Genomic DNA, 22,514 nt, shown 5'->3' with positions numbered 1-22,514 from the left:
GGAAGGAGCGCTGCGATGGACCTGCTGGACGGTCGGTTGAAATTTCGGCACCTGACGCTGCTGGTCGCGATCGTCGAGCACGGCAGTGTGGTGCGGGCCGCGGAAACTCTGCACCTGACCCAGCCTGCCGCGACGCGGACGTTGCGCGAGTTGGAGAACATCGCTGATGTGCCGCTGTTCGTGCGGGTGCCGCGCGGTATGCAACCCACCGTCTACGGCGACGCGATGGCGGAGCACGCCCGGGCGGTGGTCGCTGAAATGCGAAGGGCGGGAGAGCATCTCGCTGATCTGCGGCAGGGGCGTGACGGCACGGTGACGGTGGGCACCCTGTTGGCCGGTGCGAACGTGCTGCTGCCACGTGCGGTGGCGCGGCTCAAGCGGGAGCGGCCCCGGGTCACGGTGATCGTGCGTGAAGGGACCCTGGATGTTCTGCATCCCGCGCTACTGGCCGGTGAACTCGATGTCATCGTCGGCAGGGTCGGGCCCGCCCCCGGCGAGGGGGACGGGTTGCGTCAGCGGAAGCTGTATCGGGAGCCCATTCGGCTCGCTGTTCGCGCCGGGCACCCGCTGTCGGGAGCCGACGAAATCAGCCTCACCGACACGCTCGGGTACCCGTGGATTCTGCCGGTCGAGCAGACCGCGCTGCGCCGGGAGGTCGGTGTGCTGTTCGCTGAGCGGGGGTTGTCGCTGCCTGCGGATCGGGTGGAGTGCACGTCGATTCTGACCATGCGGGCGTTGCTGTTGCAGACCGACATGGTGGCGTTGCTGCCCGAATTGGTGCTGCGCGGCGACGAGCATTTGGCCGCGTTGCCGGTGGAGTTGCCGTCGGTGGGGCGCACGGTGGGCACTACCGAGGCGGCCCACCGCACGCGCACTCCCGCATTGCAGGCGCTGTTGCACCACCTCGATCAGGAGGCGGCGGTGTTGCGCGAGACGTTGAGCGAGGCGCCGACGGTCCGTTAGGTCGCGGACCGTACGGCCACCGACCTCAGAGTTGCGATAGCACCTGTGCGGCAATGAGTTCCAGCTGATCCAGATCGGTGAGATCCAGGGTCTGCAGGTAGATCCGGCTCGAGCCGATCTCGCGATAGCGGCCGATCTTGTCCACGACCTGGTCGGGTGTGCCGGCCAGCCCGTTCTCTTTCAGTTCGTCGACATCGCGCCCGATCGCGGCGGCCCGGCGCGCGACCTCGGCGTCGGTGCGTCCGACGCAGATAACCAGCGCGTTGGAGTAGATCAGTTCGTCGGTGCGTCCGGCAGCCCGCACCGCGGCCCGCACCCGGTCGAACTGCGCCGCGCTGTCAGCGACCGAGGCGAACGGCATGTTGAACTCGGTGGCGTACCGAGCCGCCAGACGTGGGGTGCGCACCTTGCCGGTGCCGCCGATGATCACCGGCACCGGATTCTGCACGGGCTTGGGCAGGGCGGGGGAGTCGGTGAGCTGATAGTGGGTGCCTTCGAAGCTGAACGTCTCGCCGGGCTTGGTCTCCCACAGGCCGGTGATCACCGCCAGTTGTTCCTCGAGAATGCCGAACCTGTTGTCCGGGAACGGAATTCCATAGGCGGCATGTTCGGCCGCGAACCACCCGCTGCCAAGCCCCAACTCGGCCCGCCCACCCGACATCTGATCCACCTGCGCGACCTGAATGGCCAACGGCCCCGGCAACCGGAACGTCGCGGCGGTGACCAGCGTGCCCAGCCGAATGCGAGAGGTGTCTCTGGCCAGCCCGGCCAGGGTGATCCAGGCATCGGTGGGCCCCGGCAGACCGGAGGCGTCGCCCATGGCGAGGTAGTGGTCGGATCGGAAGAACGCGTCGAATCCGAGCTCTTCGGTGGCGCGCGCGACCGCCAACAAGGTGTCGTAATCGGCGCCCTGCTGGGGTTCGGTGAAGATGCGGAGGTCCATGATCACCATCGTGCCCGATGTAGGCCCCGCACCGGCGGAACGAACTGTCGAACAACTCTGGCCCCGCGGGACGGCGACGGGTGCCAGGGCGCGAAATCCTCTGCGGGCCAGGCATAAACGGGCACATCGCCCGACAGCAGCGAGCCGAGTTCGGGTTGGCCGAGATCGGTGGCCGACCACGCGTACAGCTGCTGAACGCGGGGCGCGATGATGCCGATATCGAGGAAACGCCCGAAGCCGTGCTCGTCACCGATATAGGTCTCGACGTCGTCGGGCAGCGGATACCGGTCGGGCAGAATCCGCGACATCGACAGGAACAGCCCGGTCATCCCCAGCCGCGGATCGCCCAGCACCGGTGCCACCGGCGACAGCCAACCCAACGCCAGACGCGGCGCCGACACCAGCGCGTGGGCGTACAACACCCGAACCAGCACCAGATTCATGAAGAACCGCTCGGTGCGACTCTCCTGCTGCGCCAACGTCCGGTTCGCGAGATACCCGGCCACGATGCTGGAATTGTGGGCCCGATACCAGTTCGCCGAGGTCGGTTCGGCGATGAACCGCGCGCAGAGTTCGACACTGACCGTGGACGGCTTCCCGTCCACGCCCCGAGCCAACGCCCGCGCCTCCCACCCGTCGCGCAACAGCTGCTCATTGACCGCCCGCCACCACGGACTTCCCGGCAGCGAATCGGTCATCGGCCGCAGCAGTCCCCGATTCAACTGCCACTGCATGAATGCGGTCGCCGCACGCCGGAAAGGCAGTCGCCACGAACGGGTTTCGGCATCGTCGTAGAGCTGGCGCAGCGACAGCAAACGCCCGTCCGGGTCGTCTCGAACACCGGCAACCTGACGTTCGGCGAACTCCGCGGCCTCCGACAGTTGCACCCGGCGATTGTCGCACGACCGCACGTCACCGCGTGGGCCCGCAGGTGCCACCGCGCCCCGAACGCACATCCATGTCAAGATTCCAGCAAACAATCAGTGACTATGCCGGTTCGCCGGGCACACGAGATCGGAGCCGGCCATGTCCGCCACCACGCCCCCCGCGCCCGCGGTCGCGTCGAGAAGCTGGGCAGTCCGCGCCTGGACCTTGCAGCTGATCGGCTACGTGTGCGCCTTCGGCGCCTCGATCGCGGTGGCCGTGATCGCCTTGGTGAACCGTCGGATCCCGCACCCCGACGCTGCGATATCCACCCTGTACCAGTGGTCGCAATGGTTGATGTGGCCGGTAGCGGCCGTGACGCTGGTACTGGCCTGGCGCTGGCTGCGCCTGAGCCCCTCCGAACTGGGCTGGCGTGATCCGCGCCCGGTGCGATGGGGTTGGCCCGGCGCGATCGCGGCCGCGTTCGCAGCGCAATGGATCGCGAAAGTGACCACCGGCGTACTCCCCGGCTGGCACGGCGTCTCCGCCACCGGCGACACCCCGGTGAGCGTCTGGCAGGAGGTGGAATGGAGCCTGCGCATGGGCGTGATCGAGGAAACGATGCTGCTGGCATTACCGCTGGCAATCATGCACCGCCTCCGCACACCATGGTGGGCCCAGATCCTCGTGTTGGCCGCCCTGCGCACCCCGTTCCACCTCTACCAAGGCTCCGCGGAGATCGCCGAATGCCTGGTCTGGATGGCGCTGCTCTACTACGTCTACACCCGAGTGAAACTGGTATGGCCCCTCGTGATCGCCCACATCCTCGGCGACCTCGCCATCACCGTATTACCCGCGGCCCCACGGTTTCTCCTCACGATTGTGCTGGCGATTGTCGGCATCGTTGTGCTGGTTTCGTGGTGGCGAGCACGCACGCCGGGGTACGACGCGGCCAGTACATCGACGGCTCGGGCGTGACTGTGGCACGGAACTCCCTGCGCGTGCGGGCTACTCGACTCGTGTTCTCATCCTGACCTGACAGGGCACCTCGCCGACCGGGTGCAGCACGACATCGGAGGTCACCGCGACCTCGCCGGGCGGGGTGGTGAACTCGAAGTCGCGGACCAAGGTGGCCAGGGTCAGGGCGGCTTCGAGCATGGCGAAGTGCTGGCCGATACACCCGCGGGGACCGTGCCCGAAGGGGAACCAGGCGAACTTGTGACGTTGTTTGTCCAGGTCGGGGTCGAATCGGTCCGGGTCGAAACGGTAGGGGTCGGGCCACAGGTCGGCGCGGTGGTGCACGACCCACGGTGAGATCGTGACGTCGGCGCCGGCGGGAATGTGGTAGCCGCAGATGTCGCTGTCGCGCACTGCGCGCCGGGACAGAAACGGTGCCGAGGGGTAGAGGCGGGTGGCTTCTTTGAGCACCATCGTGGTGTAGGTCAGCTCGTGGATGTCGGCCGCTGTCGGGGGTGAACCGGTCAGGACCCGATCGGCTTCCTCGCGCACTCGTGCCTGGGCCTCGGGCGCGCTGCCCAGCAGATGCAGCGCGAAAGTGAGTGCGGTCGCGGTGGTGTCGTGCCCGGCGAACAGGAAGATCTTGACCTGGTCGCGAATTTCGTTGTCCGACAGCGCATCATCGCCGTCGCGAGCGGAAACCAGGCGCCCGATCAGGTCCGATCCCGCGACGTCGGCCGCGCGACGGTGCGCGATGATCTCCTCGCAGACAGCACGAATGTGCTTCTGGGCGCGGGCAATTCGCCGGTTGGCAGGCGTGGGCCAGGTCAACGGCGTCGGTGCCGGCGACATGCCCCGCCATTTCACCGCGCGACACAGCACCGGAAACGTCGACCGCACGATCGGCACCATCCGGGTGGAGTCCTCACCGAACAGCACGCGCGCCACGATGGCCAGGGTCAGCCGCGTCATCTCCTTGCTCACGTCGACGACCCCGTCGGGCCGCTGCCGCCACTGTGCGACGACGCGATCGACTTCCTCGGCCATCACGGCGGCATAGCCGTCGACGCTGCGGGCGGTGAACAGCGGCTGAATGAACCGTCGCTGCCGTTTCCAGGTGTCGTCCTGGCTGGTGAGTATCCCATTGCCGAACATGTCCCGCATCGGCTGATAGAAACCGCTGTCTTTGCGGTAGTTCTGGTTGGTCGGCGCGTTCAACAGCTGCGCGGCGCCGTCGGGGTCGCTGACGATGAAATATTCGCGGCGAAGACCGGGCAGTCCGAACACGTACCGAACCACGTCGCCGCCTTCGTCGAAACCACGCAGGGATTTGTCCAGCGGATCGCGAAAGAACTCCCTGGTCGACCCCAGCAACCAGGATCCGGATGCGGTCGGCGGCGTGCTCAGATCGGTCGTGGCTGTGCTCATCCTTCGATCCTGGTCCGTGGCGGTGCTCGGAGCACGAGTAGTGCGCTACCCCATTCAGGAGTAGCGCACCACTCGCGCCACCGTCGGAATCCGCGCGCATCCTGGAAACGTGGGCGACAACCAGACTCGGCGTGCGGCGATCAACCGGTTGCCGGTGCCGTACGCGCTGGCGCTGACATTGCGAGACGCGGGTGTCGACGACGAAGCGATCGCGCAGGAAGTGGGTATCGAACCGCAGGCCTGGGCCACTTTTCTGGCCATCGCCCAGGCCAAACTTGCCGCCGCGCAACGCCCGCAGGCGGATCCGAAAGGCTAGGAACTGCCGTGGTCGCGCGCGTATAATTCGGTGATGATCAGCGCGTGGCCGCTGGTGGGTCGCGACGAAGAACTGCGCACTACCGCGGCCGCGATCCGCGGGAACGGCGGCACTGCCGGGCTCGTGCTCGCGGGTGCCGCGGGGGTGGGCAAAACCCGTTTGGCGCGCGACGCGCTGGGCGCCACCGATGCACGGGTGCACTGGGCGGTGGCGACGGCTTCCGCGCGCGGGCTGCCGCTGGGATGTTTCGCCGACGTCTGCCACCACCTGGGTTCGGACCCGATGCAACTGGTGCACGGGGCCATCGCCGCACTGACCGTCCCCGACGATCCAGGTGCGGTCGTGGTGGCCGTCGACGATGCCCACCTGCTCGACGACCTGTCCGCGTTTCTGGTCCACCAACTCGTGGTTCGACGCCTGGCCACCGTGCTGCTGACCGTGCGCACCGGGATGCCCGCCCCGGACGCGATCACCGCCCTGTGGAAGGACCGAGCCCTGCCGCTGCTGGAACTGCAGCCACTGGGCGACGAGGAACTGCAGGCGCTGCTGGAAGCGGTGCTCGCGGGGCCCGTCGAGGCCGACAGCGCACGAAGGATCTGGTCGTTCACCCAGGGAAACGCGCTGTACACGCGAGAACTGATCGACAGCGAACTCACCGCGAATCGGTTGCACCGCAGTGCCGGGGTGTGGATCTGGCACGGACAACCGACGGTGTCGCGCACGTTGCGTGAGCTCATCGACTCGCGAATGGGAACGTTGTCGGCCGAGGTGGCCGACGTGGTCGACATCGTGGCACTGGGCGAGCCACTGGATGCCACGGTGCTGAGTCGGTTGACGAATTCCGCCGCGATCGAAGCCGCGGAAACGCAGGGGCTGATCATCGTCACCGATGACGATCCGCCGCGAATCAGGTTGGCGCACCCACTGTTCGGTGAAGTGCGCAGGTCCGAAGGCAGCACGCTGCGCTTTCGCAGACTCGCCGGCCTGCTCGCCGCGCAACTGGGACCCTCGCACGGGCGCGCCACGCCGCAGGCGATCGTCGCGAGGGCGGATCTGACTCTGGAATCGGACCTGCCGCCAGATCCCGAGTTGTTCGCCGCCGCCGCTGCCGCCGCACTGGAAATGCTGGACCCGTCGCTGGCGGTGCACTTCGCCGAAGCGGCCTGGCAGGCGGGCGAGCGCGTCGATTACCAGATCCTGCACGCGAAGCTGCTGATGCTGGTCTCCCGAGGTCGTTGTGCCGAAACAGCATTCGCGCGACTGGCCGGGTCCGAGCTGCCCGAGCCCGACCGCGTCGAAGTGGCCAGTCTGCGCGCCGCCAACCTGGTCTGGATGCTGGGCAGACCACGCGACGCCAGCGCGGTCCTCGACGCGGCAGACGTGCCACCGGCGGCCACCGTGACCGCCATCCGGGCGTCGGCGGACTCCGTGCTGGGTCGCCCACACGCCGCCATCGAGGCCGCCCGCACCGCGCTTCGGACGCCGGGACTGCCCGATTTCCACATGATGATGGCGTTGGGCGCGCAGGTGCTGTCGTTCGGGGCGACCGGCGCGATCGCCGAAGCAGGCGCCGCGGCCGACCGCGGATTCGAACTGGCGGCCCGTTCGGGCGAGACAGCGCACTTCCGGTTCTGGATCGGTGCCCTGTACGCGCGGGCACTGCGACTGGCAGGTCTGCTCACCGACACCTCGGTCGGTGCGCAGCAACTTCGATCCGATGCGCTGGACGCGCCCGGACTGGCCCGCGTGCAGACGGCGTTGCTGATCGGGCACTCTCACCTGGCGCTGGGCCGACTCGATGCCGCGATCCGGTCCTTACGGGAGGCCCTGGCCGGGGCCACCGCCTACGACACCACCGACGGACTGCGCGCGGCATGTCTGATGTGGCTGGCGGAAGCCCTCGCCGAAACCGGCGACAGCGCTGCCGCCGCAGCGGCGCTGGCCGAATGCGAGACGGTTCGCTACCAGGACTTCGTATTCACCGACACCGCGATAGCGGTCGCGCGGGCGTGGACCGTGGGCGCCGAGGGCGCGACCAGTCACGCGGTGGCGGTGCTGCACGACGCGGCCGACGCGGCGCGCGAGCGAGGTCAGCTGGCCAACGAGGTGATGTGCCTGCAGGTCGCCACCCAATTCGGCGACTGCGCACGGGCCGCACGCCTGGCCGAACTGGCCGCGCTCGTGCAGGGACCGCGCGCGCGAGCCGCAGCCGCGCACGCCGCCGCCCTCGCGACCGCGGACGGCGAGGCACTGGCACAGGCATCCCGCTCCTACGAAGCCATGGGCGATGCCGTCGCCGCCGCGGACGCCGCTGCCCAGGCATCCACGGCCTTCACCCACGCTCAGCGGCGCGGCTCCGCCTTGACCGCCCAGGCCACCTCCCACCGCCTCGCCGAACAATGCCGGACCGCGCTCACCCCCGCGATCCGTGCGCTGTCGTGTCCGGAACCGCTGACCGGCAGACAGCGCGAAATAGTAGCCCTGGCAGCCCAAGGTTTATCGAATCGTGAAATAGCCCAACGCCTTACGGTTTCCGTGCGCACCGTCGAAGGCCACCTGTACCGGGCATCGCAACGCACCGGAGCGGTCAGCCGCGAGGAACTCGGTCACATGCTGCTCGGCCGAACCCTGCCGCTGACGTAGTCGGCGCCGCCCGTCGCCGCAGTGGGGTAGCGGACTACCCGTGCCACGGTGCTGCCCTCGCCACAGGATCGATAGGCGAGGCGCTGTCCAGCGGCGCACCAACCAGAAGGGACCGAAATGTTCACGCGCACACGCACCACACGTCGGCAGCGAGTAATCGGAGCCGGTGTCAGCACGATAGGGGCCCTCGCCGCGACCGTGGCACTGGCCGCACCGCCCGCGTCGGCGGACGCCATCAGCGTCACCGTCGATCCGGGTTTCAGCATCGGCCTCACCACGAGTTTCGGCATGGGCTGCAGCTACAAGGTCACCGCGGCGGTGAGCGGCCTGGACAACATCGTCTACTTCACCGACGAAGGCGGCGGCGCCAGCTTCAACCCCAACTACGTGACATCGAACTCCGGAATCGCCGAAACCACCTGGACCCCCGCAACGCCAGGCATCCACACCATCAGAGCGGTGCACTTCTCCGGTGGCGGCCCCGCGGCCACGATCGTGACCGTCGGAACAGGCATCAACACCGGCTCAGGCTGCGTGGTCCTACCCTGAATCCGCGACGAACAGGGTCGGCGTAACTGGACGTTTGCGCCGACCCTGACCGAATACCTATGTCGGAGGGGCGATCTACCCTCCGTCTATGACCGCTAACCCGACTGTGACCCTGATCGTTGGAATCGTGGCGGCGATCGCTTCGTTGGTCGCGCCGCTCGTTGCCTACCGGTACTCATCTCGCGATCGACGTGAGAATCTGAAGCGAGATTGGGAACTCATCAAGGACATGCCTGACTCGGAATTTTCCAACCGAGCAGAACTAGCGGCCTCGGTCAACGCACGACTGAGTCGCGTTGCGCGCTCCGAGCACTCGTCGTTTCTGGTCAAGCGGGCAGCCGTAGCGGGTGGGCTGTTCGTTGGTGGGGTGATCCTGCTCGAGACCCTCGGTGCTGGAGCGAACTGGGTCAACTATCTCAGCAACGTCGGCGTTGTTCTCGTCGTCGTCGCGTCGTTGACTGCGATGGTTGTGTTCGTCTGCGCGACGGTCCGAGTCGCCGTTCTATGGTCACTGGAACCCGGAAATTTGTGGCTTTTGCGGTTGCTGGTGTTGTTCACGATCCCGTTTCTCCTCGGCGGGGCGGTTATTGCATGGGTGATCAATGCACTGGTGGCGGGACGGCAGGTCGCGGCAGAGGAGTCGCTTCCGGCCCCGTCGCATGCAACTACCCTGCGGGACCTGATCCGGGGCGTGGTCGGCAGTCTGTGGAATCCCGAATCCGCCGCCGTAAACGCCGCAGAGGTCCAGTGAAGGGCTGCTACCGACTCGGGGTCGTCCCGACGATGCACTCTGGTGGCTTGAGGATGGAGCGTCGGTATCGCGAGTTCGCGATGTGTAGCACGATGATGGTGTGACCGCCCCCGCGCCCGGACCTGTTTTCGACGTGATCGCCGTGCTGAACGGTGCGGTGGACCTGCGGGCCTATCCGCGCCGCAACCTGGTGTTGAGCTCGCCGCAAACGGGTGGTTTCTTGTTCGGTTCGGGTGATTATCAGCGGGCGGTCGTCGAGCCGGTCGTGCACCTGCTCAATGGTGTGGAGATGCTGGAATCGCAGGGATGGCAGTTGGTGAGCGTGATCGACCGGAAAATCGACAACGCCTGCTACACCATGGCTTTCATGCGACGGGTCTGACAGGCGCCCCTCGGCGCAACCCCAACAATCCTCGGGGTTATAGTTGCGTCATGCAACAGGATCCGGCAGGGAGGTCTCCGCAGCTCGTCGCGGTTCATGACGCGCTCACGGGGATCGTTCGCGAGGTCGTGGCGGGGCGGCCTGTTTCGGCGGGGATTCCGTCGTTCGCGCAGCAGTCGGCGTTGGCGTATATCGAGCGCAATCCTGGCTGTCGGGGCACCGAGTTGGCCGAGGCGTTCGGTGTGCATCGGTCGACGGTGTCGCGGCAGTTGCGGGCCTGTATCGACGCGGGTTGGGTAATGGCGGGGGAGGGCAGTGTGCGTGCCGGGTATCCGCTGACGTTGACCGAGTTGGGGCGTCGGGCGCACGCGGCGTCGATCGAGCAGGATCTGGCTCGGCTGGGCGAGCGTATGCAGGACTGGACCACCCAGGAAATCGCCGACTTCGCCGCTGCGCTGCGGCGGTTCCATCATCCCGATCACAGCACTGGAGACCAGCATGCGTGAGTTCACCGCGGCACCCGCGTTCACCATCGCCGACGACGAGACCATTGTCGACTCGGTGTTCACCCAGGCCGAGAACGCACCGGATCGGGTGTTGTTCTCGCGTCCGTCCGGGAACACCTGGGTCGACGTCACCGCGGAAGAGTTCGCGCGACTGGTTTCCGCGGTCGCAAAGGGCTTGATCGCCAACGGAATTCAGCCCGGTGACCGGGTGGTGCTGCTGTCGGCGACCCGTTTCGAATGGACGCTGTTGGACTTCGCGATCTGGGCCGCGGGCGCGGTCACCGTCCCGGTCTACGACTCGTCGTCGGCGGATCAGGTGCGGTGGATCCTCGAGGATTCCGGCGCCGCGGTGGCCATCGTGGAAACACCCCGCCACGAGAAACTGCTCGTCGGCGCACCGGAAACTCTGCGCGAAACGTTCGTTATCGATGAGGGTGCCGAAGCCCGCTTGATCGCCGACGGCGCCGACGTTGCCGACCAGAGCTTGCAGCAGCGCCTCGACGGCCTGCGCGCGGACGGTCTCGCCTCGCTGGTCTACACCTCGGGCACCACCGGCCGCCCCAAGGGCTGCATGCTCACCCACCGCAACTTCCTGTCCGAGGTGCGCGGCATCCTGACCGCGTCCATCGGTGAAGTCGCCCGTCCCGGACAGCGGATGCTGACCTTCCTGCCGCTGGCTCACGTACTGGCTCGCGCCGTGTCGCTGGCCGCGTTCGAAGGCGGGATGACCCAGGCGCACTGGTCGGAATTCAAAACGATCACCGGCCAGTTCACTCGCTTCCGCCCGCACACGATTCTGGGCGTGCCGCGAGTGTTCGAAAAGGTGCGCGACGGTGCCGATCAGAAGGCCCGCGAGGGCGGCAAGATCAAGGGCGCGGTGTTCCGATTCGCCGAGAACACCGCGATCCGGTGGAGCGAAAACATCGATAGCACAGGTGAATTCGTGCGGAAGCCGTCACTGGTGCTGCGTGGCAAGCACGCGCTGTGTGACCGGCTGGTCTATTCGCCACTGCGCGCGGCGTTGGGCGGCGACTGCGAGTTCGTGATCTCCGGCGGCGGCGCGCTGACGCCACGACTGGGGCACTTCTTCCGCGGCGTCGGCGTCGCGATCTACGAGGGCTACGGCATGACCGAGTCCACCGCCGCGCACTGCGTGAATGTGCCGGGCGCGGTGAAGGTCGGGTCGGTGGGACAACCGTTGGGCGGCAACGCCGTTCGCATCGCCGCCGACGGCGAGATCGAGCTGTCGGGCGGGGTGGTGTTCGACGGCTACTGGCGCAGCACCGAAGCCACCACCGCGGCGATGTCCGACGGCTGGTTGCGCACCGGCGACCTCGGCGAACTCGACGAGGACGGTTTCGTGTGGATCACCGGCCGCAAGAAGGACCTGCTGGTCACCGCGGGCGGCAAGAACGTTTCGCCCGGCCCGATGGAAGACCGCATCCGCTCGCACACGCTGATCTCGCAGGCCGTGGTGGTCGGCGACGGGCGCTCGTTCATCACCGCGCTGATCACCCTCGACCCGGAAGCGCTGTCGGCGTGGGCGGCGGCCAACGGCAAGTCGGCCGCCGATCTACGCACCGATCCGGCGCTGCTGGCCGAGGTGCAGTCGGCGATCGACGACGCCAACAGCACTGTCTCCCATGCCGAATCGATCAAGAAGTTCACCGTGCTCGCGCGTGATCTCACCGAGGAATCCGGCGAGCTCACCGCCACGATGAAGGTCAAGCGGCATGTGGTCGCCGAACGCTTCGCCGACGAGATCGAGGGTATGTACCAGCGCTGATCAGGACGTGACGGCTCCGTGTGCGGCGGAGCTGACGAGCTTGCGGTACTTGGCCAGCACACCGGTCGTGTACTTGGGTGGCAGCGGTTGCCAACCGACCTTGCGGGCGTCGAGGTCGTCGATCTCGACGTCGAGGGTGCGGTTGGCCACGTCGAGCACGATCGGGTCACCGTCGCGCACGAACGCGACCGGCCCGCCGTCGACGGCTTCGGGCGCGACGTGTCCCACGCACAATCCTGTTGTGCCGCCGGAGAATCGGCCGTCGGTGAGCAACAGCACGTCCTTGCCCAGGCCCGCGCCTTTGATCGCGCCGGTGATGGCGAGCATTTCGCGCATACCGGGTCCGCCCTTGGGGCCTTCGTTGCGGATGACGACCACGTCACCGGCCACGATCGTGCCGTTCTCGAGCGCGTCCATGGCGGCGCGTTCACCGTCGAAAACCCGTGCGGTGCCACGGAACACGTCGGAGTCGAACCCGGCGCTTTTCACCACGGCGCCTTCGGGTGCCAGGGAGCCGTGCAGGATGGTGAGTCCGCCGGTTTTGTGTAGCGGCCGGTCGAGGCCGCGGATGACATCACCGTCGAGGCCGAGTTCGATGTCGGCGAGGTTCTCGGCCATGGTCTTGCCGGTGACCGTCATGACGTCGCCGTGCAGCAGACCCGCGTCCAACAGGGCCTTCATCACCACCGGAATGCCGCCGACCTTGTCGATATCGTTCATGACATAGCGGCCGAACGGCTTGAGATCACCCAGCAGCGGCACCTTGTCACCGACGCGGTTGAAGTCGGCGAGGGTGAGATCCACACCGGCTTCGCGCGCGATGGCCAGCAGATGCAACACCGCGTTGGTCGAACCACCCAGTGCCATGACGACGGTGATCGCGTTCTCGAATGCCTCCATGGTCATGATGTCGCGCGCGGTAATTCCCTTGCGCAACAACGCAACTACCGCTTCGCCGGACTTGCGGGCGTATTCGTCGCGGCGACGATCCGGCGCGGGCGGTGCGGCCGAACCGGGCAGGCTCATCCCCAGCGCCTCGGCCGCCGATGCCATCGTGTTGGCGGTGTACATGCCACCGCACGCACCTTCGCCCGGACAGATCGCCCGCTCGATCCGATCGACCTCATCACGCGTGATCAACCCTTTGATGCACGCGCCGACCGCCTCGAAAGCATCGATGATCGTGACGTCCTTGCCGTCGACATTGCCCGGCAGCGTCGATCCCGCGTAGAGGAAAACACTGGCCAGATCCAGCCGCGCCGCCGCCATCAACATCCCCGGCAAACTCTTGTCACAACCGGCCAGCAGCACCGACCCATCCAGCCGCTCGGCCATCATCACCGTCTCGACGGAATCAGCGATGATCTCCCGGCTGACCAGCGAAAAATGCATCCCCTCGTGCCCCATCGAGATCCCGTCCGACACCGAGATCGTCCCGAACTCGAGCGGAAACCCACCCCCCGCATGCACGCCTTCCTTGACCGCCTTGGCCAGCCGATCCAACGACAGGTTGCACGGCGTGATCTCGTTCCAACTGGACGCGACCCCGATCTGCGGCTTCACCCAATCGTCGTCCCCCATCCCCACCGCCCGCAGCATCCCGCGCGCAGCGGTCTTCTCCAGCCCGTCGGTGACGTCACGGGAGCGTGGCTTGATGTCGATCGACCGGTCGGCGTCATCAGTCATGCCGCAAGCCTACGTTTCCGATCGAAACGCTCCGGTCAGCTTTCGGGGGTGTCCTCGTCCTGGGTGGCGACGATGAAGGTGCTCTGGCCGTTGTCGGGGTCGATGCCCGCGTCCAGGACCTTGTCGTCGAGGAAAGCCGCGGCCTGCTGGTCCAGGAAGACCCGGGAGCCGTCGGTGGCCAGGATCTTGTCGTTGTCGGCGGGTGCGGCGGCTACCGCGATCTGCAGGGATTCGGCGCCGTCGTCGGAGAAGATGCGCAGGCCGGCGTCGTCGGGGATGCCGTCCCCGGAGGTGATGTTGCGAACGACTTCGATGGCGGTGGGAGTGAGCATCAGCATGGATGGGTCCTTCCGAGGTGATGTTCGTTCGGTGTCGGTAGGGAACCGACCTTCTCTCTCGGTTATCCAGCGAATGCTCGGTGAAACCGAATTTCGCGGCGGGGATCCGGTGCCGACTAGGGTGGCGCAGGTCAGGCGTTCTTATTTGCCGCGATGTCGCACTGGAGGAGTGGACTGGTGATTATCGATCTGACCGGAAAAACAGCGTTGGTGACCGGGTCCACGCAAGGAATCGGGTTGGCGATCGCGCAGGGCCTTGCCGGTAGTGGGGCGCGGGTGGTGGTCAATGGGCGCAACGGTGAACGCGTGGATGCCGCTGTTGCGCAATTGCGTAGTGCGGGTGGCGATGTCATCGGCGTTGCCACCGATGTCACCACCGAGGAGGGCGTCGAGCGCCTGCTGCGGGAGCTACCCGCCGTGGACATTCTGATCAACAATCTGGGCATTTTCGAATCAGTACCGGCGCGCGAGATCACCGACGCGCAATGGCGCACCTATTTCGAGGTCAATGTCCTGTCGGCGGTCCGCCTCATCCGGACCTACCTGCCCGGCATGATCGACCAGGGCTGGGGTCGCGCGATTCAGATCGCCAGTGACTCCGCGGTGGTCACGCCGGCGGAAATGATCCACTACGGGGTGTCCAAGACCGCCCTGCTGGCGGTGACCCGTGGATTCGCCAAGGACGCCGCCGGAACGGGCGTCACGGTCAATTCGGTCATCGCGGGTCCGACGCGCACGGCCGGGGTGGAGGAGTTCGTCTACGGGCTGGTCGACAAGTCGTTGCCGTGGGACCAGGCGCAGCGCGAGTTCATGCGCGAGCACCGTCCGCAATCGTTGATCCAGCGCATGATCGAGCCGTCGGAGATCGCGAACATGGTGGTCTACCTGAGCTCGACGCAGGCCTCGGCGACCACCGGCGGCGCGTTGCGGGTCGACGGTGGGTATATCGACGCGATCCTGCCGTAGCGGAAATCCCACAGGTGGGCGCGGATGTGCGCCAGAATGTCGCCATGCGGACATTCGCCAAGGTGTTGCACGCCGTCACTGCCTCCGTTGTGATCGTTGCCGCTGGTCACGGGGTTGCGGCCGCTCAGCCCACGGGAAGTGCTGACGGGCTGCTGCCGTGGGCGGCCAGTGGTCCCGGCGGGTTGCAGGCGTCGGGGGCGGCGTTGGCGGATGGGTTGACCGGGACGGTGTTGTGGTCGCGGGAGGCGAACACGCCGGTGCCGATCGCCAGTATCGCGAAGGTGATGACCGCGGTGGTGGTGATCATCAGTGGTGATCTCGAGCGGCCGGTGACTGTGCCGCACGAGGCGTCCGGGTACTGCGCCGAACACAACGGAAGCACCGCGGGTTTGGTGCCCGGCGAGGTGCTGACCGCGCGGCAGCTGCTGTACGCGTTGCTGTTGCCGTCGGGGTGCGACGCCGCCTTCGCCGTTGCCGAGTCGTTCGGGCCGGGCCAGCAGGGCTTTCTCGATCGGATGAATGACACCGCACGCGTAATGGGTTTGGGGGGAACGCATTTCACCGACCCCAGCGGTCTGCCGAACCCCACCGACAATTCCACCCACTCCACCCCGGCCAACCTGGTCGCGTTGGCTGTGCGTGCGATGAACCTGCCGCTGTTCCGAGAGATCGTGGCCGCGAGGAACTTTCACGTTCCCGCCGGTCCCGGCAATCGCGAACACTACTGGGAGACAACGAACCGCCTGCTGCAGGAATACCCGGGCACGATCGGCATCAAAACCGGCAACACCAATGCCGCCGGTCACTGCCTGCTGTTCGAAACGGTCCGCGCGGGCATCCCGCTGATCGGCGTCGTGCTGCACAGTTCCGATCACAGCAGCGCCGCCGCGAAAGACGACGCCGTGCGCATGTTGGACTGGGCCTACGACCCGATCCTGCGCGTGTTGGAGCCCGCCGGGCGCTGAACGTCAGACGATCGCGGGGACCTGTTCGGCCGGAACGGGAGGGGCTGGCGGGGTGCCGTCGCCGAACGGCCTTCCGCCCAGTTCCTCGCGGTGATGCGGGGTCAACCAGTTCGACAGGTCAGGTCCCGCGGGGATGATTCCGGTGGGGTTGATGTCGCGGTGCACCGCGTGGTAGTGCTCCTTGATCTGCCCGAAGTCGACAGTGTCGCCGAAGCCGGGGGTCTGGAACAGGTCGCGCGCGTACGCCCACAGCACCGGCATCTCGGTCAGTTTGGTGCGGTTGCACTTGAAATGGCCGCGGTAGACCGGATCGAAGCGGACCAGGGTGGTGAACAGGCGCACGTCGGCTTCGGTGATCGTGTCGCCGACCAGGTAGCGCTGGGTGCTCAACCGTTCGGAGACGCGGTCCAGGGCGGTGAACAGTCGGGTGTAGGCGGTGTCGTAGGCGTCTTGGTCGCCGGCGAAACCGCAGCGGTACACGCCATTGTTGATGTCGCGGAACACTTCTCGGTTGATCTCGTCGATCTGTGCGCGCAGATGTTCGGGATACAGCTGTGGGGCGCCGGGGCGGTGGAACTCGGTCCATTCGGTGGAGAAGTCCAGGGTCATCTGCGCGTAGTCGTTGGTGACGACCTGCCCGGTCGCGATGTCCACGACCGCGGGCACGGTGATCCCGCGCGGATAGTCGGGGAATCGGGCCAGGTAGGCGTCGCGCAGGTGGTGAATGCCCAGGACCGGGTCGACTTCGCCGGGGTCCAGATCGAAGGTCCAGCTCAGTTTGTCGTGGGTGGGTCCGCACAGACCCAGCGACAGCACCGGTTCCAGCCCGAGCAGGCGGCGCACGATCAACGTGCGGTTGGCCCACGGACAGGCCCTGGCCGCAACCAGCCGATACCGACCGGGTTCCACCGGATAGCCGTCACGGCCGTCGGCGGTGATCCGCGTGGTGATGTAGTTGGTGTCGCGCCGGAATTCGCCCGGTTCGACATAGCTGCCCGCTCCCGCATCATTCACTGCCCCAGTTTCGCATAGGCACTGGTCGCCGACTGCTTCCGTGAGCGGCCGTCGAAATCTGAACCGATCCGCTGATTGCCTCTCGAGATCCCGGGTAGGCCGTCTATGGGTCCCGCGGACGGCCCACGACCACACAGGTGGTCGAGCGATCTGTCTGGAAGGAACGAACACATGAGTTTTGTGGACAAGGCGAAAAACAAGGCCGAAGAGCTCGCCGGCAAGGCCAAGGAAGCCACCGGCAAGACCACCGACGACCGGCGCCTCGAGCGCGAAGGCCGCGCCGACCAGTCGAAGGCGAACCTGAAGGACGCGGGCGAAAAGGTCAAGGACGCCTTCCGCGACTGACCGTTGCGCCTCGGGCCCCGGTGGTGGATTTTTCCACCACCGGGGCCTTCTGGTCGGAAAGCAACGTCTACCGCAGGTGCTGTGGCCGTGCGATGATCGTCGCCGAGCAGGGGGTGTTCGGCCCGCTCTTCGAGAGGGGATCCGCAACAGATGTCCAGCACAGGCGTATCGAAATCCGAGGACCCTTCGGCGGGCGTGCTGTATCCCGGCGAATCACCGCGCCTGTACCGCGCGCTGTTCAACGCCTTCCCGCCGTACCTGTTCGGCGGGGTGCGGGTGAAACATCTTGCGGCGGACTGGACTTCGGTGCGCGTGGCCTACACCGTCCGCTGGTGGAACCGCAACAGCCCCAACCGCGCGGCCTTCGGCGGCACCCTGTATTCGATGACGGACCCGTTCTTCGCCATCATGGCGTACGGCCAACTCGGCCGCGGCTACCGAATCTGGAACACCACGGGCAGCATCGAATTCGTCGCTCCCGGTAGGGGAACCGTCACCTGCACCATGGAACTGTCGGCCGAAGAAGTCGACGCGATCAGAACCGCCACCGGCGACGGCGAGAAGTCGATCACCGGGCATCGCACCGAAATCCGTGATGCCGACGGCGAACTCGTCGCCCGCGCGAGCCAGACACTGTACGTTCGACGTCTGCGCGCGTGACGCGACTGTTTCAGGTCGTGTTCACTCGAAACCTCTAGCGCGCAAAGCAAACCGACTTCGGCTCGCACCTGCGGGATCGCACCCAGTACCCTGTGCCCGTGAGACCGATGGGTAAAGCGGGGGGCGGGGTGGCGCGGCCGCGCGTTGCCCTGACCGCAGTCGCTGTAGTGGTATTCGTGACCTTTCTCGACACCACGGTGGTGAGTGTGGCGTTGGGGGAGATCCGCAGCGATCTCAGTGCCGATGTGACGATGTTGCAGTGGGTGGTCAACGCCTACACCGTGGTGTTCGCCGGGCTGATGTTGGCGGGCGGGTCGCTGGGGGATCGGTGGGGGCGTAAGCGGGTGATGATCGTCGGGCTGGTGATCTTCTGCGCCGGTTCGGTGGTGTCCGCGTTGGCCAGCAGTGTCGCGGTGCTGATTGCGGGGCGGGCGATCATGGGGTTGGGGGCGGCGGCGTCGGAACCGGGGACATTGTCGGTGTTGCGGCACGTGTTCCCCGATGATCGGGCGCGCGCCAAGGCAATTGGTGTGTGGGCGGCGGTGTCGGGTCTGGCGTTGGCGGCGGGGCCGGTGCTGGGTGGTGTGCTGGTGCACGCGTACGGGTGGCGGTCGATCTTCTGGTTCAACCTGGTGATCGCGGCGGTGGCACTGGTCGCCGCGCTGTGGTCGGTTCCCGAGAGCGCCGACCCGCGTCCCGAACCCATCGACTGGGCCGGAGCACTGTTGGGCGCAACGGCTTTCGGGTCGGTGATCTATGCCGCGATCGCCGGGCAGGATCGTGGGTATACCGCGCCGTCGGTGCTGGCATGGTTCGCCGTCGGCGGTCTGGCGTTGGCCGCGTTCATCTTCGTCGAAACCCGGGCTCGCGCACCGATGTTGGACTTTCGCTACCTGCGACTGCCCGCGGTGCGCAGTGCGTTGGTGGTCGCGTTCGCGGTCTACTTCGGCATCTTCTCGATCTTCTTCTTCACGGCGCTGTATCTACAAGTGATGCAGTCGTATTCGGGTGCGCGCACCGCGGGGGTGTTCGCGCCGATGGCTGTCACGATCGTGATCGGTTCGCTGGTGGCGGGCTACTGGGTGGCCAAACGGGGCGCGCGAATGCCGATGATCATCGGTTGCGTGGTCGGTGCGGCGGGCATTCTGCTGACCCGGCAGATGCTGTCGGGCGAACTCCACGATCCGTCGCTGGCTGCGGCGATGGCGTTGGCGGGCTTGGGTTTCGGCGTCGCGGTGGTGCCGCTGACCTCGGCGGTGATGTCGGGCGTGCCGGCGGAACACTCGGGAATGGCTGCGGCAGTGACCAATACGATGCGTCAGGTCGGGTCGGCGTTCGGTGTCGCGGTGCTCGGCGCGCTGGTGAGCGGGTTTCTGTCGGCGGACCTGAAGGCCCGCATGGACGAACTCGGGTTGCCGACCGCGCTGCAACCCGACGCCATCCAGGCCGTGGAACTGGGGAAGATCCCCGAAGGCGTCGACATCATCCCCTATCTGAAGTACCTGTCGAAGGTCAACGAGGTGCTCGCCGCGGGCAAGGCGGCATTCCATCACGGCCTGGACGTGGCACTGCTGGTCTCGGCCATCATGATCCTGGCCGCGGCGGCGTTCACCGCGCTCGATCGCGGTCGCCGCGACTCGGCCTCGGATCAGACCGGGGCCACGCCGAGCAAGGTTGTTTGAACCTGCAGTAGGTGGTCGATGTCGCCGTCGGAATCGACGGCGTTGCTGTACAGGAAGCTTTCGCCCAGGCGAACCAGGGCGTAGGCCAGGGTTGTTCGGTCGATCGGGGGTCGGTAGTCGTCGTGTTCTTGGGCGCGTTGGATGAGCCGTTCGACCAGCGTGACACTGCAGCGGTGCACGGCCCCGTCGGCTTGGGTGACCAGCCGATGTGCTGCCGGGGATTCGTTCTGCAGGTAGGTGCGCAGCGCCGGGTCCGCGGCCAACCGGCGCAGCACCTGGTCGAACACCTCGGAGATGCGGTGTGCGCCGCGACTGGTGCAGCGGTTGTCGACGGCGGTGATCACGCGCTCGAACAGGCGGGCGATGGCGGCACCGAGCAGGTCTTCTCTGGTGCCGAATCGGCGGTAGATGGTGGTGCGGCTGATGCCGAGTTCGGTTGCCACCGCGTGTAGTTCGAGTCGTTCACCGCGTAGGAAGATGCTGATCGCGGTGTCGAGCACGTCATTTTGTGGCGGTGCGGGGGATAGGGCCCGTGTACCAGGGGGCGACGGTTCAGCGGGCGTCGCACCGGACTCGACTGCACGCATACTCGGGTCGGCATCGACCGGACGCGTCCTCGCACTCGCATCGACCGCACGCACAGCGGCCGGGTCCAAGTGGCGCATGGCCGCGACAATGATCGAGACCGTCAGATTCGCGGCCGCCGTGAAATCCAGCTCCTGTGCCAGCGCCTGCTGCACCCCTCGCACCCCGATATCGGTGATCGCCGCCGCACAGAAATCAGCACTGGCACCCCACGTCAGATCCGCACCACCGTATTCGTGCCGGATCAGCTCCGCCACGGTGTCGGTCACCGACTGGATGGTGGCCGCGCGCACCTCGTGCGACCGTCCCGCGGTCGCCGCCCCGAACAGCACATGAAAACCCTCACCGTGCGTGGCAGCGAAATCGAACAGTGCCCGCGTGGTGGTCGCAACATGTCGATCCAGGTCGAAACCCTGTGCGCGCCGGTAGCTTTCGCGCATCCACTCCAACAGCCGGGCGGCTTCCCGTCGCACACACGCGTCGAACACTTGATCCTTGTTCCCGAAGTGCGCGTACAGCGTCGGCTTGGATGTCTCGGCCGCGGTGGCCAGTTGATCCATGGTGACGTTGTCGAAACCGTGGGCGGCGAACACCGACAGCACCCCGTCGAGCAGCGTGTCGTCGGACGGCCGCACCGCCGTGGAGCGACGGCGCGGCCGGGCGAGCGCCGGTTCCGAATCGGACCTGGTCATGATGCAGCAGACTACCGTTTCACTTCGACGGCGTCGGGGTTCACTGGTGCACCGACAGCTTGAACAGTTCTTCCTCGACCGCGGCCCGATGCCGCAGCGTGTCCGCACGCGCCGACGCCGGCCGCCACCGACCGGTCAGCAGCCACACCGAAGGCAAGAACACCAGCTGCGCGGCCAGACACACCCACCACAGTCGCTGCCACTGGCCCGGTGATTCCATTGCGGCACGGTGTAATTCGGCCGGATCGGAGTGCGGCCCGGCGTGCGCGAGCACCCCTGCGGCCGGAATCGCGAACACCAGCGCGGAGAACGACACCGCCACGATCACCCGCACACACGCACCCCACACCGCCAGCCCGGTGACCGTGGCCGCCGGATTGCGTGCCTCCACCGTTTCGGTGAACGCCGCCATCCAGGTGGCGAACGTCATCCCGGACCCGACCGCGATCACCACGATGATCGCGGCGAACCGGTAGTAGCCGGTGTCGCTGTCGCCGGTGGCCACCGCGAACCAGCCGACACCGAACGCGCTGATCAACCCGCCCACGATCATGAACGGTTTGCGCACGCCCAGCAGGTCCGACAGCATCCCGAACACCAGCAGGCTGACGGCGTTCACGATCCAGTACCAGGTGGCCAGCCCGTTCGCGCGGGCATCGCTGTACCCGAAGGTGGTGACCAGGAACAGCACCAGGAAGCCGACCGCGACGTAGTAGAACAGCAGGTAGGAACTGATCGCCCAGGCGGGAATCAGGATGCGGGCGGTCATCATCTGCCGCCAGTGCCCACGCGCGAGCTGATCGGGATCGATAGCGCGAGCGCGGGCCTCGAGCAGTGCGCGGTCGCGCAGGCTGACCATGCGCTGATCGCGCAGTCGCGGTGCGAGTTCGCGCAGTCCGACGAACGCGATCACCGACACGATCGCTCCGACCACGCCTGCCACCTGGAACTGGAACTGCCATCGGGGATGGGTGTCGAGGGTGTTGCTCGAGATCACGGTGACCAGCAGGCTGCCCAGCACCGGCCCCAACGTCCAGAACCCCATGGCCGAGGCCCGATTGAGCTGGGGCGAGAAGTCACGGATGAGCGCCGGAGTGGCTACCAGCACGACTCCTTCCACCCCGGCGATCAGCCCGAAGACCACGAAGTAGGCCAGCGCGCTGTCGACGGCGGGCGCGGCCAGGCCGACCAGCAGCGACACCACCACCAACCCGTAGACGACCAGGTTCGCGCGACCCCACCGATCGGCCAGGCCGGCCGCCAGCGAGCCGACGACCCCGACCAGGCCGCCGACGACCTGTCCGAGAATGAAGTAGCTCAGCGACATATCGAGGTCGGCAAGGACTTTCGTCACCACCGCGCCCTGGACATAGAGTTGGTAGTACAGCACCACGGTGGCGGCGACGGTGATCGCCAGATAGGTCGCCCGCTTTCCGTTGGTGGGGTACCGGTCCACTTGGCGATTCCACAGCGTCAGTACGGTCATGGTCGCG

Annotated in this window: 22 protein-coding genes; 14 read left to right on the top strand and 8 right to left on the bottom strand. The window is 66.7% G+C overall.

All coding sequences use genetic code 11. The features are described 5' to 3' along the window. The first annotated feature begins 15 nt into the window (after positions 1-15). Complete coding sequence (locus ACFWVD_RS14785) at positions 16-963, top strand: LysR substrate-binding domain-containing protein (RefSeq protein WP_379242866.1); 948 nt, start codon at positions 16-18, stop codon at positions 961-963. A gap of 25 nt (positions 964-988) precedes the next feature. Here ACFWVD_RS14785 and ACFWVD_RS14780 read toward each other — a convergent pair whose 3' ends face one another. Together ACFWVD_RS14780 and ACFWVD_RS14775 are read right to left on the bottom strand one after the other, a co-directional pair. Then, positions 989-1,906 (bottom strand): LLM class F420-dependent oxidoreductase, encoded by a 918-nt coding sequence (locus ACFWVD_RS14780; RefSeq protein WP_379242864.1) that lies wholly within the window; start codon positions 1,904-1,906, stop codon positions 989-991. Between the two features lie 2 nt (positions 1,907-1,908). Next, positions 1,909-2,793 carry a hypothetical protein gene (locus ACFWVD_RS14775; RefSeq protein WP_379242862.1) on the bottom strand — a complete coding sequence of 295 codons (885 nt, stop codon included), beginning with the start codon at positions 2,791-2,793 and terminating at the stop codon, positions 1,909-1,911. Between the two features lie 139 nt (positions 2,794-2,932). Here ACFWVD_RS14775 and ACFWVD_RS14770 point away from each other — a divergent pair, with 139 nt between their 5' ends. Further along, the gene (locus ACFWVD_RS14770; RefSeq protein ID WP_379242860.1) at positions 2,933-3,748 is read left to right on the top strand and encodes a type II CAAX prenyl endopeptidase Rce1 family protein; all 816 of its coding nucleotides are present in this window, start codon (positions 2,933-2,935) and stop codon (positions 3,746-3,748) included. Positions 3,749-3,778: 30 nt separating this feature from the next. Here ACFWVD_RS14770 and ACFWVD_RS14765 read toward each other — a convergent pair whose 3' ends face one another. After that, complete coding sequence (locus ACFWVD_RS14765) at positions 3,779-5,155, bottom strand: cytochrome P450 (protein WP_379242858.1); 1,377 nt, start codon at positions 5,153-5,155, stop codon at positions 3,779-3,781. Between the two features lie 109 nt (positions 5,156-5,264). Between ACFWVD_RS14765 and ACFWVD_RS14760 the strand changes: the two genes are divergently transcribed. The 7 genes from ACFWVD_RS14760 (at position 5,265) to ACFWVD_RS14730 (ending at position 12,088) form a co-directional block, all read left to right on the top strand. Further along, positions 5,265-5,471, top strand: a complete 207-nt coding sequence (locus tag ACFWVD_RS14760) for a hypothetical protein (protein ID WP_379242856.1) — start codon at positions 5,265-5,267, stop codon at positions 5,469-5,471. Between the two features lie 33 nt (positions 5,472-5,504). After that, positions 5,505-8,114, top strand: a complete 2,610-nt coding sequence (locus ACFWVD_RS14755; protein WP_379242854.1) for a LuxR C-terminal-related transcriptional regulator — start codon at positions 5,505-5,507, stop codon at positions 8,112-8,114. A gap of 117 nt (positions 8,115-8,231) precedes the next feature. Continuing rightward, positions 8,232-8,663 carry a hypothetical protein gene (locus ACFWVD_RS14750; protein ID WP_379242852.1) on the top strand — a complete coding sequence of 144 codons (432 nt, stop codon included), beginning with the start codon at positions 8,232-8,234 and terminating at the stop codon, positions 8,661-8,663. Between the two features lie 88 nt (positions 8,664-8,751). Beyond that, positions 8,752-9,414, top strand: coding sequence for a hypothetical protein (locus ACFWVD_RS14745; RefSeq protein ID WP_379242850.1), 663 nt, complete (start codon positions 8,752-8,754; stop codon positions 9,412-9,414). A gap of 100 nt (positions 9,415-9,514) precedes the next feature. Further along, a complete protein-coding gene (locus ACFWVD_RS14740) occupies positions 9,515-9,796 on the top strand; it encodes a hypothetical protein (protein WP_379242848.1) in 282 nt (93 codons plus the stop codon). A gap of 50 nt (positions 9,797-9,846) precedes the next feature. Then, positions 9,847-10,302, top strand: a complete 456-nt coding sequence (locus ACFWVD_RS14735; protein ID WP_379242846.1) for a MarR family transcriptional regulator — start codon at positions 9,847-9,849, stop codon at positions 10,300-10,302. Next, positions 10,295-12,088, top strand: a complete 1,794-nt coding sequence (locus tag ACFWVD_RS14730) for an AMP-dependent synthetase/ligase (protein WP_379242844.1) — start codon at positions 10,295-10,297, stop codon at positions 12,086-12,088. The genes ACFWVD_RS14735 and ACFWVD_RS14730 overlap by 8 nt, the downstream gene beginning before the upstream one ends. Here the strand turns inward: ACFWVD_RS14730 and ilvD are convergent, their stop codons facing one another. Further along, positions 12,089-13,774, bottom strand: a complete 1,686-nt coding sequence (gene ilvD / locus ACFWVD_RS14725) for a dihydroxy-acid dehydratase (RefSeq protein WP_379242842.1) — start codon at positions 13,772-13,774, stop codon at positions 12,089-12,091. It lies immediately after the preceding gene. 35 nt (positions 13,775-13,809) lie between these two features. Continuing rightward, a complete protein-coding gene (locus tag ACFWVD_RS14720) occupies positions 13,810-14,112 on the bottom strand; it encodes a hypothetical protein (RefSeq protein ID WP_379242840.1) in 303 nt (100 codons plus the stop codon). A 177-nt stretch (positions 14,113-14,289) separates the two neighbouring features. On the opposite strand from ACFWVD_RS14720, the gene ACFWVD_RS14715 reads away from it, so the two are divergent. Together ACFWVD_RS14715 and ACFWVD_RS14710 are read left to right on the top strand one after the other, a co-directional pair. Beyond that, positions 14,290-15,078, top strand: coding sequence for an SDR family NAD(P)-dependent oxidoreductase (locus tag ACFWVD_RS14715; protein ID WP_379242838.1), 789 nt, complete (start codon positions 14,290-14,292; stop codon positions 15,076-15,078). Positions 15,079-15,122: 44 nt separating this feature from the next. Further along, a complete protein-coding gene (locus ACFWVD_RS14710; protein ID WP_379242836.1) occupies positions 15,123-16,043 on the top strand; it encodes a D-alanyl-D-alanine carboxypeptidase family protein in 921 nt (306 codons plus the stop codon). A 3-nt stretch (positions 16,044-16,046) separates the two neighbouring features. Here the strand turns inward: ACFWVD_RS14710 and ACFWVD_RS14705 are convergent, their stop codons facing one another. After that, complete coding sequence (locus ACFWVD_RS14705; protein ID WP_379242834.1) at positions 16,047-17,057, bottom strand: glutathione S-transferase family protein; 1,011 nt, start codon at positions 17,055-17,057, stop codon at positions 16,047-16,049. Between the two features lie 171 nt (positions 17,058-17,228). Between ACFWVD_RS14705 and ACFWVD_RS14700 the strand changes: the two genes are divergently transcribed. From ACFWVD_RS14700 to ACFWVD_RS14690, 3 genes are all read left to right on the top strand, one after another. Next, positions 17,229-17,402 carry a CsbD family protein gene (locus ACFWVD_RS14700; RefSeq protein WP_379242832.1) on the top strand — a complete coding sequence of 58 codons (174 nt, stop codon included), beginning with the start codon at positions 17,229-17,231 and terminating at the stop codon, positions 17,400-17,402. Positions 17,403-17,552: 150 nt separating this feature from the next. Continuing rightward, a complete protein-coding gene (locus ACFWVD_RS14695; RefSeq protein ID WP_379242830.1) occupies positions 17,553-18,062 on the top strand; it encodes a DUF4442 domain-containing protein in 510 nt (169 codons plus the stop codon). A 107-nt stretch (positions 18,063-18,169) separates the two neighbouring features. Further along, a complete protein-coding gene (locus ACFWVD_RS14690; RefSeq protein ID WP_379243317.1) occupies positions 18,170-19,744 on the top strand; it encodes an MFS transporter in 1,575 nt (524 codons plus the stop codon). Here the strand turns inward: ACFWVD_RS14690 and ACFWVD_RS14685 are convergent. Beyond that, positions 19,711-21,021 (bottom strand): QsdR family transcriptional regulator, encoded by a 1,311-nt coding sequence (locus ACFWVD_RS14685; protein WP_379242828.1) that lies wholly within the window; start codon positions 21,019-21,021, stop codon positions 19,711-19,713. The two genes, ACFWVD_RS14690 and ACFWVD_RS14685, sit on opposite strands and share 34 nt — an antisense overlap. Positions 21,022-21,061: 40 nt before the next feature. Beyond that, the gene (locus ACFWVD_RS14680) at positions 21,062-22,507 is read right to left on the bottom strand and encodes an MFS transporter (RefSeq protein WP_379242826.1); all 1,446 of its coding nucleotides are present in this window, start codon (positions 22,505-22,507) and stop codon (positions 21,062-21,064) included. Between the last annotated feature and the right edge of the window lie 7 nt (positions 22,508-22,514).

Source organism: Nocardia sp. NPDC058666 (genome assembly GCF_042714895.1).
GTDB lineage: Bacteria > Actinomycetota > Actinomycetes > Mycobacteriales > Mycobacteriaceae > Nocardia.
Note: the sequence above shows the minus strand (reverse complement) of the source record. Positions and strands in the feature narration are given on the sequence as shown.